A 16,074-nucleotide genomic window follows, 5' to 3' on the forward strand; every position below is an offset into this window, starting at 1 on the left:
GCGAAGGGCCGCGTTCGATCCCCCTTACTGTCTGAAATTGTGGCCGAATGCTCCGCAGTCGACGATTCCGAATTGTGGTTGAACGCTCCGCGGTCGACGATTCCGACCGCGGAGCGTTCGGCCACATATTTTCCGCTCGCTCCTAAAGGGGAATTCGTCACTTGTTGTTCACGCGATGCCAAGTCACTGCGGCGGCTTCTCCGCGAGTGTTTCAGCGATCGCTGCTCGAAGCTGTTCGCCGAGTTTCGGTCCGCCACCGACGAACAGGTGCGTGATCTTGCCTTCACGGTCGATCACGACGGTTTGTGGGATCGCGTTGGCTTGGTATCGGGCGGCCGCGACCCCGTCGATATCCAAGGCGACCTCCGGTGAGATTTTGAGTCTCGCGAGCGTCTCCAGGATGGGCTCGGCGGTCTCCTGCAGATTCACCGCGACCAGTCTGACGTCTTTCTCTTCGAACTGTGACACCGTTTCCTCGATCACCGGCATCGCTTGCATGCATGGACCACACCAGGTCGCCCAGAAATCCAAGACGAGCACTTGACCGCGTGAGGCAGAGATCGAGAAGGTTCCGCCAGCGAGCAGGTCCAACGAGAAATCCGGTGCTTCGGTACCGACCAGTGGCGACATCGCCGCGGTTCCTCCCTCGTCGCCTTCACTTTCGATGATCGGCTCGGGAGCATCTTTCAACAGCCAATCACCATAGGGCTGATCCCTTCCGGCCACGGCGATGTCGATGCCAATCAACAGTTCGTTGACATCGCCAAGCTTGATTTGGGATTGGCCCAGCAAGGGGTGCACTCCAATCAGGACACTGTTGTCGAGGCTCTGGGCTAACAGCGACATGCGATTGCCGTTTCTCAATATCGCCCGGACGGCCAATTCGCTCGACGGGGGTTCGGCTGCGGAATCATCCTCGGTTTCGTCGTCATCCGCGTGATCGTCGAGCCAAATGATCTGCGCGACCACGGAGCGTTTGATCGGGATCGTTTCGAGTCGCGTGGCGACTTCGATCGTGTCCTGGGTCACACGTGTGAGACGGCCCCGCATGATGTCGCCGTTGTTCGCGACAATCAAGTGCGTCGGCGGGTTCTTTTTGCGAATGCGTGGGACGGTTAGCAAACGGTCGCGCCGGGCGGCCTCGATTTCGGGATCACGGCATCCGGCGGTAAATGCGATCGCCCGAATTTGGTCCTGCGGTAAACGCGTTTTTTCGGTCACCTCCGACGTGAAGACGACCCCATGCTCATCGATCGACGTGACCTCGCAGGGAATAATTTCACCGGAGCGCAGGTGCATTGATCGAGGCGAGCCCTCGGCCGCTCGATTGACAGAGTTTGCGTTGTTCCCAAAGGCGCGGGCGAGGGCGTTCCAAACACCGCCCTGATTCGCTCGACGCTGGTTCGCTCGTTGAATCGCCGCTTCCCGCTGTTCACGTAGATGACGTTGTTTTGCGGTTTCAGGTGGTGGTGTTTCCCGGTACACCATGCGGCCCGAAAACGTTGGCAGAAGGTTGACGGCGGAGGCATGACGCGGGGTAAATCGCAGCGGCGTCGGTTGGACGTGCTCCTCGGTGTCCACAAAGCGACCGGTTAGCCGGCCGTCCTGGAATTCCAGCCTACCGAGAATGAACTTAGATGATTCTGACGCGATCGTCTGCGAGTTGGCGACCGTCAGGCGGCTGACGTCCGCCTGCTGAAACTCGATCGGTTCGTCAATTACTTCACTTACGAGCGTCAATCGTCCATGGTCTGACGCAGCGAGCTCGCCGCTGAGTCGAATGCCGCCATGAGTGATGACCTGAACCATTGCCGACGGCGTGTCGATCGGTACCTCTTCGTTCTCGGCCGCGGGCGTCTGGTCCGCCGATGCTTGCTTGTCAGAGTCACCGTTGGACGCATGCAAGTCAATCGACCGAACCTGCTTGGGATCAATCACATGCTGCGAATCGCCTTCGGAAATCACCCATCCGTCGCCAACCACGTCTGTCCAAATACCGCGTTCGTCGATCTCGTCATCGAGCGAGATAACGTCTTGATCGCTGGCCATTTCGCGAGTTGTCCGGCTGGTCGTTTTTAACACACGGAGTGACTCCAAGCTGACGTTGCCCGCGATATTGGTCAACCGAATGCCGGGGCGGACGCCCGGGTATTGGTCGCCGCTGACCGTGATCTCGCCAAGTACGGCCGCCTGCGGCGATAACGCCACGACATGCCCTTCGACTTGATCGAGTTCCAGCGTCAAACGCAAACTACCGTTGAGGTCCTTCCATTTGCCGAGCGGGACACAATCGGCCGTTTTATCGAGTTCCCGCAGCAATGCGATCTGATCGCCCCAGACCTCGATACGAAATGCACTGCTCGCTCCGTAGTCGGTATTCTTGGCGTCGACACCGATGGCGAACACAAAGTTCGGGGTTCCCTCCCACGCCAACTCAACTTCGATTTGCAGCGTGGCGGGTAGCCCAATATCGCGAAACGCAGTCGCCCCGACGGTATCGGTATGGAGTTGATTGCCGCCCGATGGCCATGCTTTCTGATCGGGCCGAACCTTCCAGTCCAAGACGGGCCCCGGGCCGGCGAACAGGACCGACGCACCGTCATTCCACCGCGAGACTCGTCGCACGGCCGCGCGATCAATCGATAGCTCGCCAAACGCGTCGCTATTGATGCGAATCGTCTCCTCGTCGACTTCGAGCACCTCACCGAAGAGGCGATCACCGCCTGCCAGTTCAATCGCGAACGGACCTTTCGCTGGCACAGGCTGCTCCGGGGGAGGAAAGGAAGCGGCGATCACCGATTGCAAATCAAAATGAATCGGAGCGGCAAAGTCAGGATGCCGCCACGCCAAACGCTGGGAAGCGTCCTCGCCATTGGGCTCAGGATCTGATTGGGGATGGGAATCCGCCAGACGCCCCGGCAAAAAGTCGCCCCCGGTGAGGCGTAGAACGCCAGTCGGAGCGGGCTCGGCCGCACGCGTTGATGCCCCACCAGCAAGAACACAAAGAACTGCGATCAGGATGCTATGTTTCATCGTTCGTAGATCGGCAAGAAGCGGAAATTAAGTGCCATCGCGAGTAGGGCTAACGCTGAATCGACGGAATTCCCCTGTCCACCGGAGAAACTACCGTCCGCTCCCTGGTCGGCCTTGAGTTCTTGGATCAATTGATCGTTCCATTTCTCCCAGGCTTCGACATCCCCTTGGAACAATGCTTGGGCTTCATAGTATTGCCCGTATCGCAAATAGCTGCTGTTGGGAGGCTGTTCCAATCGGCTCGTCAAGGCTCCCAAAGTTGCCTTGAACTCAGGCATGTCTTTGCGGCGTGAGACAGCGTATACCAGCGTGCCGATTGAAATTCGAGGGATGGAGTCATCGAAACCACCGATGCCCGCATAGGCGACCTGCCCCGATGGGCTGGTCATCGATTTGAAATATGCCACGCCGCGATCGATCGCTTCGTCGGGCACCTCGATGCCAGCATTGCGAGCGGCCAGCAATCCGACCATCACCGCGCCACTGACGGAGGTGTCCGCATCCGTAGCATCCGGGCCGTACCGCCAGCCACCGAATTTGTTTTTCTTTTGCGAGGTGACTGCGCCTCTTACGGCGAGCTCGAGCGAGTGGCCGAGCGATATTCTCGCCGCATCCTCACCGCTCTGTTTTCCGCTTCCACGCCATAGATCGGAGTCGTCCACGGCGCCATAGGATTCCGCGATCGCTAGCATCGCAAACCCATGGTGATACATGCTCGTGTGCCCCATGGCGCCACCATAGAAGCCCGTCGTCGAGTCTTGGCTGAGTAGGATGCTCCGCAAACCGCGGCGGATGTTTCCACTATAGATGCCAAAGTTTGGGTCTTCGCCCGAAGCCAAAAAGGCCAATACCGCCAAACCCGTTACCGCAGGACCGCTTTGCCCACCCCGCCAATCCCCATTCTCACCTTGCGTCTTGGCAAGGAATTGCAAGCCTTTTTCATAGATCTCGCGAACGTCACGCGGGACAACCTCACCCATCTGTGCCGTTGGGTATTGAGCGAAGGCGAATGTGGGGCAGAGAACGAGTAGGCAAAGGAAAATGGCCAGAGGCCCGTAGGATGGGACCAAGGTCCCGCCCGAGCCCTCGTTTCGACGAACCGTCACCAAATTGCGAGCTCGGGACCATGGCCCCAAGCGACTCACTGGGTTACTCGTCATCCAACAACCCCATTTGCTTCAAATTCGCCTTCATCATGCCCCCCTGCGCGAACGTCTTCTCCATCGCCTTGTACTGGGCTTCATCAAAAATCGCTTTCAACTTCGGTTTCGGTAGTTCGCTTAGCTCATAGGCCAATAGATAGCTGACAGATTGATGGCCAGGATCTGACAGTGTGATATTCTCGGTCATCATTGTCATCAGCTCTTCACGCTGGCGTTGCGTCATCGGAACTTGCCGTCCCAGCGTCGCGATATAGCCAGTGATCGCGACCTCACTTTGCAGCTTGCGCTGACGTTCTTCGCGTGCACGTAATTGCTCGGCTTGCTCTTTATCCACACACCCGCGGGCGACCTTCTGGAGCAGCGAATCGTTCTCAAAGATGCCTTTGATGAGACGCTGTGAAAGCGGCGCGGCGAGTTGGTAAACTTCATTGATGTTGCCTTGGCCGATCTCACCGGCATCCTGCATCGCTTGGAATTCGCGATGAGCTTTGTCAACATCATCGTAGAACCGCTTGATATCTCCTTGGGCGGCAAACTGAAGCTTTTCGATTTGGGATTCTCGCAGCGGTGTCGAGAAACCAATACGATCAATCTCCATCTGGGCACGATCGGCAAGTGCCTTCCGAGCGTTCTGAGCATTCCCCAATCGGGAGAAGATCCAGCTATCGAATTGGTTGATATCAATTTGAAAATTCTGGGCCGGTGCCTGTACCGACATGGCAACGAGGCACAGCCATCCGATGAGCAAACGATTCATTGAATCCACTCCTCGTCTAACAACAATTCTTGGCCGTTATTGAAACTTGTTGAAAAGGTCGTCTGAACCGAACTGAGTGACTGCCAAGCGGCGAGCTGTTTCTGATCAAAAACTTTCTGCACCACTTTGGCGGGAAGCTTGGGGAGGTACTGTGGGTTGTAGATGTAAACCTGCATGGACTGTAAATCCAATCCGGTATCCTCGTGCATCATCCGTTCCGTCATCTCAGCACGCTGCTCCTCGTTGATCGCGATCTTGTCCTCAATCAAATTGATGATCATCCCCACAACGGCCCTGTGTTCAAATTCATCACGCTGTTTCGACTCGGTCTGATAGCGATCGTACTGTTCTGCGGACACGATGGGTTTCAGGTACGTGGCCGCATCACGACGGATTCGGTGATAGGGGTTTTCGTTGAGCTGCTCGTTCCCCGGTCCCATCATCTGTACCTGACCGCCGGCAACCCTTGGCTGATTTGGATCATGGATCATGTCGCCGGTGGCGTTGTACGCTTCCTTGGCCGCAGTCACGATCGCGGTCATTTGCTCTTCGCTGGGATCACAAACGCGTTTGATGAATGAAATCTCGAAGTTGACGAGTGGTTTGAGAAACTCCAGTGGCGCGTGCTTGTCAGGTGCTTGACCGGCGGCAAGTGCCGGGAACAACGCCTGGATCGCGATGACATCTTGTGCCTCGACAACTTCGATCGCCGGGGCAACCTCGTCGGCATCGTCCTGGGCCGCGACCCGGATGGGCAATAAGAAGGAACACGCAAACAAGATCGCGAGTAGAACGCCCGAGTGCCGCAGGCACGCCAGCGTGCAGCCAGACGCGTCAATCTCCTCCATGTTCTGGTTTTTTGATCGTGGAAGGATCGGAGCCACTGGCCGGTGGTCGGAACGCTGCGAATACCACCGCAATGGAATTGCCAATGCGGCCCCGGCAAGGGGCATCGCACGAATGTCTCCGGAATGCGGGGACGCCCTGCGGGGGCCGGATAGCCCTTGCTTCGGCGAATCGGTCGGTGTCCGCTTCGCTCGACCGCCGGCGAATCGGTGGAACCCCGTTGGCGTATGGTTCTTGGGGCTGACGCCCCAGGCGATCTGCTGTCGCCGCTCCGCGACGGAACCGTGATTTCGTCGCCCCGCGACCCATCTCCCAATCCGCATCAGGATCCTCCGATCCGGTTGAAGTACAGGTCCAGTCCGCGGCGGAACTCTTCGGGGAGCACGGCACCGCTCTCGCCGGTCGTCTGACCGACTTCGTGATTCTCGCGAACCTCTTTCTCATTACGGCCTTTGCCGACTAATGCCAATGCGGAATCGGTTGTGTTCCCGCTGCCGCCGCCACCGGGCGACGAGCCACCACCGCCGCCACCCTTGGGATTGATCCGCTTGGATCGCAGTATCAATTCGATCGCCTCCGTTTCTGCAGCAATCGCGAAGGCCCCGGTGTCCGCATTCTTCAAAATGCCGGTCGCCTCGGTCATCACCTGATCAACGGCCGACAACATTTGGAGTTCTTTGCCAAAATGCTTTCTCGCATCGGGTAGTTCTTCAATCCGCGCGATCACCTTGACCACTCGCTCATTGATCGTGTTCTGCGAAGCGGCGAGCGTCTCGACATTCTCCGCCCGTTCAGCCTCCTGCATGGCGGGTTTCGCCTGCTCAGCCACACGGGTTTCCTCTCGCAGGTTCACTTCGGCTTCGAGAATCTGCAGGACTTCCAATACGATCGACGGGGGCAAGCTCTCCGGTGACTTGCCTCCGGGGCAGGAACCGCTGCAGGCGGGATCGACCAGATTCTCAGCCCACCGGTCCATGGCATCGGACCAGTATTCGGCTTGGGCAACCGAGAGCCCCTGTTTGCTGACCAGTTCGGTGGAAAGCTCCCGCAGCCCACCGATCACATCCGCTTGTTTCATTTCGTCGAGTGTCGCTTTAAAACGCATGAACCGCCGGCGTTCAAAGTATGCGGCCAAGTCATCCATGATGTAGGAAACGTTGCTCACGCTGGATGCTTCGGTTTCTTTCAACTTGTCGAGTTCCTCGCGTACGGAGACATCCATGCTCGGGCGGCTGACGCCGAAGGCGGGTTGCAACTGGTCAGTCAAACGGCCGGCGACCACGTTCTGTTGGCGTGACGCAGCCTTGAGTCGCTTGACGAGCGTGCTGCCTTCGAGGTTTGCCAACACCGCATTGAGTTCGTCTGCGAGCCGATCGAACTCAGCGAGCACATCGGCTTGCTCTTCGACGGCCTTGTCCAACGAGTCTTGCTGGTTCTTCGGCGGATCCTTCTGGTTCGGTTGGCTCTTGCCCATCACGGTTGTGGTGGGCAGCCGCAGCGATGGGCTGCTGGGTTTCTTGGCCGGTCCAGGCTCGGCATTCCCCTCGTCGGGCGAGTTTGCTGTGGACTCCATGTCAGCGAGCGAGGGGGCATTGCGCAGCGGTGGTGTCTTGCCCTCGTACGCTTTGGCGGGCGTGCCCGCACCTCCGGCTCGGCTCTGACCGGCTTTCGGTCCACTGACGCTGGTCGGTTTGGATGGCGCCGCGGCAATCTTCGTGGGCTGCTCGGCAGCTTGGTCGAGCAGGTCGGCAACGGAGGGCATGCGGTTCTGTGACAAATCTTTCAACACCTGCAGCATCTCGGCCCAGCGTTCGAGATGCCCCACGCCGATCTCTGGGTTGCGAGCGGCGGCCAGGACGAGGTCGTCCCCAAGCTTGCCGAGCCGATCGAGCCGGCGTCCATTGGACGTTTCCGCCGACGCCTGACGCTCGATCGCACGGCGGTTCTCCGCGGTATCGAGTTCCTCTGCGGACATCTCACGGAGCTCTTTGTTCTTTTCATAGAGTTGCCGCTCGCGATCGCGAACATCGAGGGCTTGGCGGTGCCATTTGCTGAGTTGCTCGTTCATCCAAATCGCATGTTGATCCGGCGTCAGCACATACAGAACATGTGGCGGGGAGTAGATGCGATTTCGCCCGGGTAGAAAATCCTCCGCCCACACGAACACCTCGATCGGTTGTGGTTCGATGCCGAGCGTGGTCGCGCAGAACGTTCCAATCGCTTCGACTTCGGGCGTCTCGAAATCACCGGCTGCCAAGGGGCGTTCCCCCGAGGCTGGATCCTGCACCGCGCCCACATCCAGTCCCCGCCACATCAACCCCATTCGGCGGATCCCAAAGTCATCGTTGGCGCGGGCGGTGAACTTCAGCGTCTCGCTATCGAGCACCACCGCTTGGCGAGGCAACCCGTCACAGATCAACGTGGGGGCTTCGTCGTCGACGGCGTTGACGGTTAACTCGAACGGTTCGCGGCCCGACAAGCCCAGTTGATCTTGCCATCTGAACTTCAACGATGAGACTTCGTCGATCGCCACGTTCTCGCTAGCCAATGTGGCACCGGCAACCTCCCGCTCCTGTTCATTGATCTGGCCGGTCGCTAGATCGCGATTGATGGTTGCTGTGAAGACCGCGTTGCTGCCGCGGACCATCGTCACGCTGCCACCGCGCGAGTCGACACGGCGGACCTTGTTTTGGCCGAGGTACTCAGGCAACCGCACGTCCGCCATGACGGAGGCGAGTTCCGGCCGCAAGGTGGGCTCGACGACAACACTCTCGGTCACGTCACCAACATGAAGCGTGAGTTTGTCGGATGTGATTTGCGGTGGCAAGTTGAATCGATACTCGCCGTTTTCTAAGCTGGCCCGGGCCAGCGGCTGGTTACCAATCTGCAGAGTTGCCTCGCGTGGCTGCCACCGTGATGATTCGGCGAGCACGATCGGCAGGGTGGTTGCTTCTCCATGCGGCAACACCAGTTCAGTGGGTAGCGGTTCGATGCGAGTGAACGTGTATCGAGGCGTATTCTTCCATGGCATGACCAACCGGGACATCGCATTGGCCGACGCGGCGGGATAGATCGTGGCCAAGGCGATACTCGCCAACACGACCAGTGCGGCGGCCCCACCCCATGCACGATAGTGGGACGGTGGTGCAGCGTGAGCGAGGTCGCGACGCGAGGCATCGGTGGCGACTTGGTTCATCGCTGCTTGGCACAACGCAGGCGAACGGGCCTGCTCGGAATCGCTGTGCGTTAGCTCGATCACGCCCAGCAGTTGATCACCCACAGCAGGCATTTGACGACTGAGCAAACGGGCCAACGGCTCGAGACCGCGATGTCGCCACACCCATCGATAGACGAACCATGGCACGATCGCCATCAGACCCACGGCGGCAACGAGCAAACCGGATCGGAATTCCCGCGGCGTGTCGGCGAATCGGTCCCAGCCGTATACGATCAAGAACGCCGCGGCGATGCCGAAGATCGCGATCGCTGCGGCCTCCATGATCTTGATCCGCCACACATGGCGACGATACCCGAGCAATTGCTGCTGCAGCGAATCGGGAACTCGCAGTGCGCCGTGGTGCGGCGACGAGAGGCGGGGCTTCGGAAGTCCAGAGGATTCAGGGCTCCTCGTCGGAGGACCCTCCGACTCTGGGCCCGCGGATGAATTGGTGACAACATTCATATCAATCCCACTCCCTTTCGTGCGATCCAAAATAGCGCCAACAGGACGACGAACAACCCGACCACAATCGGATGACTCCACAGCGCGATCCGTCGCACCGAGGGTGGAGGATCAGGCATCGTCGACAGCCATTGTACCACGTCATCGAGCCGGTCAACTGTTAAAACTTGGCCCCTCGTGACCCGGGCGATTTCTTCCAAAACCTCCGGGCGAGCGGGTTTTCCAATCTGTTCGAGGGAGGAACCCTGGATCAGCAGTTTGGTCTGGAGCGTGTCGCCGGTCTGTTTACAGAACAGCGTCAGCTCATGCATGCCGTGCTCGTGTGGCGTAAAACGACCCGAAAAAGCCCCCCATTGCTCGCCCACCGACTCCATGCGAATCGTTTCGATCCGGCCCGCCGGCGAGACGATCCGCAGCGTCACGTCCCCCTTGCTGAGTGGCTCGCCACTGGATTCCATCACGTTCGCGTTGACCGTCACGGTCTGCCGTACCCGCGGCCGTTCGGGCGATTGATAGAGATACATGTTTTCCCCCGACGTCATGCTACGGCGATACGCCATCCATCTGACGACTTGGCCCCAGAACCGATAGTGATACAAATCCTCGACACCCTTGCGCCACCGCCAGGCGCCGTCGGTGCCCATGAACAGTACCTTGCCGCCGCCGAACGTCCGCGTCACCAGTAAGGGTAACCGGCCAAACTGGTTGCTGGTTTCTTGATGCACGCATAGCGTCTCGGTCCCCGGTTTGGCCCGCACCACGGGGGCGTGCCACTGGAACCCCGGTAAATTGCCCCATACCTCGAGATTCTCATCCGCCGTATCGGCGAGTTTCGTCAACAGACTGCGCCGGCCTAATTCCGTCAGCTCAAAGTGCTGCGCCGTGCGAGAGCCCCAGCCGCGCGGTTGAGCTTCGTCCATGACCACCGGAATCAATTCACCGAGTGGCGTGTCGAGCAAACTGAACTCCCGCCCCTGCCAACCCGGCATGAACACGATCCCGCTGGCCTGTTGCCCGACGAGACCCCGCAGCCATTCGCATTGCTTGATCGTCAATTGCCCATCATCGATGCCCACATCGCCGATGAACACGACATCGTATTGCGACAGTTCCGCCTTGGTGGCCGGAAACTCGCTGATGTAATCCACGTTGCCGCCACCGTGTTTATCCAACCCTGGATGAAACAGCAGGCAAGAAACATCCACGCCCGGGTCTCGCGACAGGGCGTTGCGCAAGTACCGATATTCCCAACGCGGCACGGACTCGATCACGAGCACACGCAGCTTCTCTTCGCGAATCGAAATCGGCGCCGTCATTTCATTGTTGTCGTCGCGAACCTCGCCCGTTGTGGGGGAGACACTGAGCGTTAACGACGTCTCCCCTAGCGACTCCGGTTGCCAGTCGATCGAGCTGTTGGTCCGGCCCATCGCCTGCACGCGGACTTCCTTTGTGATCGTCTCGCCCTCATTCGTCTTCATGGTCACGCTCGCCTGATGATCACGCGGCAGTGAACTCTCGATCGAGAACGGGATGCGAACTCGTTTCCCGGCGATCGCGAACGTGGGCACATCGAAACTGAGCAGTTCCACATCCGGCAGCCGCGTGTCGCTACCGACCGGAAACACAAATACCGGGATGCCTAAGGACCGCAAGCGACCGGCGGCCTGGACCGGTGCCGAGCCCTGGTTCCAATCACCGTCGGAGGCCAGTACGACGCCGAGCAAGTTGTCGTGTTTCAACGCCGCATCGACCAACGGACTGGATAAATCCGTGCCGGGTTCGTTGTCATTGGCCTCCGTCGCGGCGGAGTTGGAGATCGGATTGATTTTCGCGGGCGAGTCGCCTGACTCCTGCGTTTCTGCAAAGGACTCGATCACCACTTCGGCGCGGCCCTGCAATGATTCCCACGAATCGGTCAGCGTTAGCGGCGCGATCGCATCGCTGCGAGATTCTGCGCTGGTCGATGCGTCGCGCGTCTGCATGCTCGCTGAATCATCCCACAGCACCGCTACGACGGGTTTCTCATCGGGGCGGTACTGCTCGACCCATTCCGGGCCACCCAACAGCAACGCGGCGATGGAAACCATCAGCAGCCGCAGTGCTTCGAGTGCGACGGTCGAGCCTCGCCATCCGCTGCGGCGACAGGCAACCAACCCCAACACCAAGGTCGCAATCACAGCGGCAATGGCAATGACCGCGGTCGCGGGTGTCCATGCGAAAGAGATCGAGTTGGTTTGAATCATGCCGAGGCACCTCCACGCACTGGCGAACCGTCTGTCGCCCGCACCCGCGGCAGGCATAAACAGGCTTCCCCAATCATGGCAATGAGCATCAGGATCAAGAACGCCCGCCAGATTTCTTCGACGAGTGAGTTTGATTTGCCCGCCGTGCGATCAACACGTACGAACGGTAAATCTTGAAACAACGCGTTGACTTGCTCATCGCTGAGCGTGGCCGTGGCATCTTCGGCGGCGCTGCGGTTGACCGCAATCAACCGACCGTTCTCCCGCTCACGAAACACGCCGGCAACATACGCATTCTCGCTCGATAGAGCGGATTCACGCCCCGCCATTCGCTCCCACCGCTCGGCTTCCCCCGCCAATGCCCCGCCCGCGTCAATCTGGGACGTGTTGCCCAACGATTCTGCTCCGGCCGCCAACGCACGCTGGATCATCACATACAATACGACTCCATCGGCGGCCAATGAGGAGTCCTTGGCCAGCGGCGTGGTGCTGCAGAAATAGATACCGCCCTGCGGCGTCGCCACACGCGCTAACAGTGGCGCTCCATCGGACAGTTTCGCCAGCGGCGTCGCGTCTCCACCGAGCCCCACGAATCGCTTGACCCGCAGCGTCCCGACCGGCAGAGCACTCCCCGCCATCGTTGCGGCCAGCAGGTCCGCATCGCCCCGCCACGAACTCACCGCATGTTCTCCGTCGACATCACCCCAGCTCTGCCACTGCATGCCGAAGAGTTCCCCTGACGCTGCTAATTCACCTGCAGAGTCCGGCGGAAAGAAAATCACTCGTCCCCCGCGGTCTACCAACGCTCGCAACATGTCCGCTGCATCCGAATCGGAACCATCAGGGTTAGGCAACGCGGCCTGCCACAAGACGAGTGAAACGTCTTCCCACGACACGCCCGCGAGGTCTCGCGGCGATACCACCTCCGCCATGCTTTGCGTATTCTCGTCCGGGGTGATCTCCGCTGCGAGCTGCAGCACCCGCCCGATCTCCTCGTCATCGCTGACCACGACCGTTCGCAGGGGCGGTGGTTGATCGAAGGTAAAGAAAAACGTGTTGTCCGCAGGGTTCAAGTCCGCGGGAATCGCCACCGATCCATAGCCCCGTGTCTGATCACGCGGCAGGACAACGCGGTGCCCGGCGAGCTGGCCGACGCCGCCCCGCATTTCCACCTCCACCACACTCCGCGATTGATCCAGGCCGAGCGTCACGGGGACCTTCCGCGGTGCACTCTCGGGGTCTTCCGCATCGCCTGTGATCTTGAGTGAAATCAACACGGCCGACTCAGCGTCATCCGGCGTCGTCTCTAACCTCGCCTCTTCGATCCGCACGGATTGATTGTCCGCAGCGGCACCACCCGCGGCAACACCGCCCGCTCCGGTCGGCTGGCCAAAGGCGAGTAGCCGAAATCGCACTCGGCGTCCAAACTCCGCGAACGCGTCATGCAAAGACGACCAGCGACCGTCCTCGTTCCGCCAATCATGACTGCGAAGGTCCGAACAGATCCATACTTCCGTCTGGCCGAGCTGATTGGCATTGATATAGTCGAGCGCCGCCAGCATCATCGCAGGCACATCCGCCGACGCGTCGGACGGCCCGGTTTCCGGCAAGTCCATCAAATCCGCAGGCGCTGCGACTTCCCGAGGTGATACCGTATTGCTCTCGATCAAGATCAGACGCTGTGTGCCGATCGTTTGCAGTGCCTCGGCAATCTCAGCGACCCCCGTCTCTAACTTCGTACGCGATGTTCCATCGCTGCTCGCCTGCATCGAGGGTGAGCGATCCAATAGCACGATCGTGTTGGCGGGGCCGCGTCCTGTAATCGATCCGGCGATCGACCCGCCCAGTAAACCGCTGGCGATGGGCCGACCAATCGCGAACACCAGCGCCGCGATCACGAGTGCTCGCAGCGCCAAAATCAACCACTGTCGAATCTTCGCATAGCCGCGATTCATCCGGTTGGCCGATAGCAAAAACATCATCGCCGCCCACTGCGTCGATTGAAATCGCCGCTGATTGATCAAGTGAATGATGATCGGTATCAATGCCAACGGCAGGGCGATCAGCATCCAGGGCTGCAGGAAATTCATCGCACTTTCCTCGCCATCGCTCGCCGGGTCAAAAATTTCGTCAACACGTCTTGGTACGATTCGTCGATGCTCACGCGGTGATAGTCCACGCCCGTCTGCGTGACGATCTCTTGCAGACTTTCTAGATAGTCCCGTAGTGCTTGGTGATAGCGACTGGCGATCTCACTCGGTTCCGCAAAGATTGCTGTGCCGCCTTCCATGTCTAAAAATCGCGTCGGTCGGCCAAAGGAAAAACTCAATTCCATCGGGTCGAGCAAATGGAATAGTGACAGATCATGCTTGCGGAAACGAATGTGCTCGAAACAGCCGCGAAGCAGGTCCGGATCCACAAAGAAATCTGACAACACAATGATCATCGCGCCCTGCCGCGTCGTTTCGGCGAGTTCGTGCAGAACATCGACGAGATGCGTCTCACCCTGACCGCGGATCTCTTCGAGAGTATCGAAGATCGCTCGCAAGTGCGACGGATTCCGCAGCGCGGGTAGATGCTTGACGATCCCACCGGCGACGCAGGACAGACCCACCGCATCGCCCTGGCCGACTGCCAGATAGCCGATCGTGGCCGCAATTCGCCGCGCGTACTGCAGCTTCGTCAGTGTTTTCGTGGTGATGGCATCGGTTGCCTTCTCCGCCACTGTGCCGAACTCCATCGAACCACTCGTGTCGACGACGAGACAGCAGCGCAGGTTCGTATCGGCTTCGAACTCTTTGATGTAGTAGCGATCGCTGCGGCCATGGGCCCGCCAGTCGAGTCGGCGCAGGTCGTCACCGGGAACGTACTTGCGGTACTGGGCAAACTCAACGCTGGAACCACGCGTTGGACTGGTGTGTTTGCCGGATACCGAACCCCGCATCGGACGTCGGGCCATCAGCGGCATCCCCGCGAGCGCGGCCAAGACAGCGGGATCGAGAAAGTCACGCGGTTGCTGTTGGTTCCACATGCTATTTGGTTTCTTCTCTCAACAATCGCTGGACGATATCACTGGCTGATAAACCCTCAGCTTGGGCGGCGAACGTCGTGATCAGTCGGTGCGTCAGCACGGCTAAGGCCACGTAGTGAATGTCCTCGCTACGAACCATGTACGAACCCTCCAGTGCCGCGCGCGCCTTGGCACCCAAGATCAAATCCTGAACCGCCCGCGGTCCCGCACCCCAGGACACCAACGGCAGCAACCACTCCGGTGCCGTCCCGCCGCCGGGGCGTGTTTTACGCACCAACCGCGCTGCTTGAATGTAGATGTGATCGGGGACCGGGATTCGGCGTACCAGTTCTTGGTGAGCGATGATGTCTTCGCCCGTCATCAGATGCTCGAGCTTCGGTAGGCCCGACCCTGTCGTCGTCCGCGCGATCGCGATCTCCTCCTCTTCCGAGGGATAATCGAGCTCAATCAACGCCATGAAACGGTCTAGCTGAGCTTCCGGTAACGGATACGTACCCTCCTGCTCGACCGGGTTCTGAGTCGCCAGCACCATGAACGGCGATGGCAGATCGAAACCTTTGCCGACAACCGTGATGCGCTGCTCCTGCATCGCCTCCAACATCGCCGCTTGGGTTTTGGGCGGAGCGCGGTTGATCTCGTCGGCCAAAATGATATTCGCGAACACCGGACCGTGAGCAAACTCAAATTCGCGTCGACCCTGACCGTTATCCTGCAAGATGTCCGTGCCCGTGATATCCATCGGCATCAAGTCGGGAGTGAACTGAATGCGGCTGAACTGCAGCGACATCGTCTCGGCCAGTTTGCTGACCAAGAGCGTCTTGGCCAGTCCCGGGACGCCCATCAACAACGCGTGCCGGCGAGCAAACAAGCACACCAGCAGCAGGTCAATCGTGTCATGCTGGCCCACGATCACCCGGCTGAGCTCCTGTCGGAGACGCTGGTGGATTTTCCCCAACCGATCGACGGCCTGCACATCATCGTCACTGAGGGCCGCTTCGGGGGCAGGTGGGGTTTCGGGAACAGCCGTCTGCGACATATTGAAATCTCCGGATAAGAATAGGGGCGGATCTCGTTAGAAATCACGCGGCGGAACAGGAGCAGTCCCCCCATGATAGCCCTTGGCAACACCTCCGTGGGCACTCTCATTCGGGATTTTTAGAATTGTCACCGTCGCGAGGCGAGCCGCGCACTCGTGGGTCCCGGCGGTACGAAAGAACCATCCCGATACGGCAATGTTTCGCGTCATCGCGAATGCCAAAGCGAGGATCTCGGCGGCTTTGGAATCGTGGCAATCTTCTCACCGACGGGTGGTTACGCTC

9 protein-coding genes are annotated in these 16,074 nt (G+C 59.4%); all 9 read right to left on the reverse strand.

Translation table 11 applies throughout. The annotated features are described in order from the left end of the window. Window positions 1–183 precede the first annotated feature (183 nt). Complete coding sequence (locus SH410x_RS06570) at window positions 184–3,033, reverse strand: TlpA family protein disulfide reductase (protein ID WP_473675706.1); 2,850 nt, start codon at window positions 3,031–3,033, stop codon at window positions 184–186. Beyond that, window positions 3,030–4,013: a prenyltransferase/squalene oxidase repeat-containing protein gene (locus SH410x_RS06575; RefSeq protein WP_473677257.1), complete on the reverse strand. Its 984-nt coding sequence runs from the start codon at window positions 4,011–4,013 to the stop codon at window positions 3,030–3,032. Before SH410x_RS06575 ends, SH410x_RS06570 begins: the two co-directional genes overlap by 4 nt. 169 nt (window positions 4,014–4,182) lie before the next feature. Further along, window positions 4,183–4,953, reverse strand: a complete 771-nt coding sequence (locus SH410x_RS06580; RefSeq protein ID WP_473675707.1) for a hypothetical protein — start codon at window positions 4,951–4,953, stop codon at window positions 4,183–4,185. Further along, window positions 4,950–6,122 carry a hypothetical protein gene (locus tag SH410x_RS06585; protein WP_473675708.1) on the reverse strand — a complete coding sequence of 391 codons (1,173 nt, stop codon included), beginning with the start codon at window positions 6,120–6,122 and terminating at the stop codon, window positions 4,950–4,952. The genes SH410x_RS06580 and SH410x_RS06585 overlap by 4 nt, the downstream gene beginning before the upstream one ends. Beyond that, entirely contained in the window at window positions 6,122–9,481 is a 3,360-nt protein-coding gene (locus SH410x_RS06590; protein ID WP_473675709.1) for a hypothetical protein, read from the reverse strand. The genes SH410x_RS06585 and SH410x_RS06590 overlap by 1 nt, the downstream gene beginning before the upstream one ends. Then, window positions 9,478–11,724 (reverse strand): hypothetical protein, encoded by a 2,247-nt coding sequence (locus tag SH410x_RS06595; RefSeq protein WP_473675710.1) that lies wholly within the window; start codon window positions 11,722–11,724, stop codon window positions 9,478–9,480. Before SH410x_RS06595 ends, SH410x_RS06590 begins: the two co-directional genes overlap by 4 nt. Beyond that, window positions 11,721–13,814, reverse strand: coding sequence for a BatA domain-containing protein (locus tag SH410x_RS06600; protein ID WP_473675711.1), 2,094 nt, complete (start codon window positions 13,812–13,814; stop codon window positions 11,721–11,723). Before SH410x_RS06600 ends, SH410x_RS06595 begins: the two co-directional genes overlap by 4 nt. Then, a complete protein-coding gene (locus SH410x_RS06605; protein WP_473675712.1) occupies window positions 13,811–14,755 on the reverse strand; it encodes a DUF58 domain-containing protein in 945 nt (314 codons plus the stop codon). The genes SH410x_RS06600 and SH410x_RS06605 overlap by 4 nt, the downstream gene beginning before the upstream one ends. A 1-nt stretch (window position 14,756) precedes the next feature. Then, window positions 14,757–15,791, reverse strand: a complete 1,035-nt coding sequence (locus tag SH410x_RS06610; protein ID WP_473675713.1) for an AAA family ATPase — start codon at window positions 15,789–15,791, stop codon at window positions 14,757–14,759. Window positions 15,792–16,074 lie beyond the last annotated feature (283 nt).

Source organism: Rhodopirellula sp. SH410 (genome assembly GCF_055811895.1).

Coding starts and splice junctions, on each gene's coding strand:
- SH410x_RS06585 (WP_473675708.1), bottom strand. CDS start 6,122: ATGCGGATTGGGAGATGGGTCGCGGGGCGACGAAATCACGGTTCCGTC.
- SH410x_RS06580 (WP_473675707.1), bottom strand. CDS start 4,953: ATGAATCGTTTGCTCATCGGATGGCTGTGCCTCGTTGCCATGTCGGTA.
- SH410x_RS06590 (WP_473675709.1), bottom strand. CDS start 9,481: ATGAATGTTGTCACCAATTCATCCGCGGGCCCAGAGTCGGAGGGTCCT.
- SH410x_RS06610 (WP_473675713.1), bottom strand. CDS start 15,791: ATGTCGCAGACGGCTGTTCCCGAAACCCCACCTGCCCCCGAAGCGGCC.
- SH410x_RS06600 (WP_473675711.1), bottom strand. CDS start 13,814: ATGAATTTCCTGCAGCCCTGGATGCTGATCGCCCTGCCGTTGGCATTG.
- SH410x_RS06595 (WP_473675710.1), bottom strand. CDS start 11,724: ATGATTCAAACCAACTCGATCTCTTTCGCATGGACACCCGCGACCGCG.
- SH410x_RS06570 (WP_473675706.1), bottom strand. CDS start 3,033: ATGAAACATAGCATCCTGATCGCAGTTCTTTGTGTTCTTGCTGGTGGG.
- SH410x_RS06575 (WP_473677257.1), bottom strand. CDS start 4,013: ATGGGTGAGGTTGTCCCGCGTGACGTTCGCGAGATCTATGAAAAAGGC.
- SH410x_RS06605 (WP_473675712.1), bottom strand. CDS start 14,755: ATGTGGAACCAACAGCAACCGCGTGACTTTCTCGATCCCGCTGTCTTG.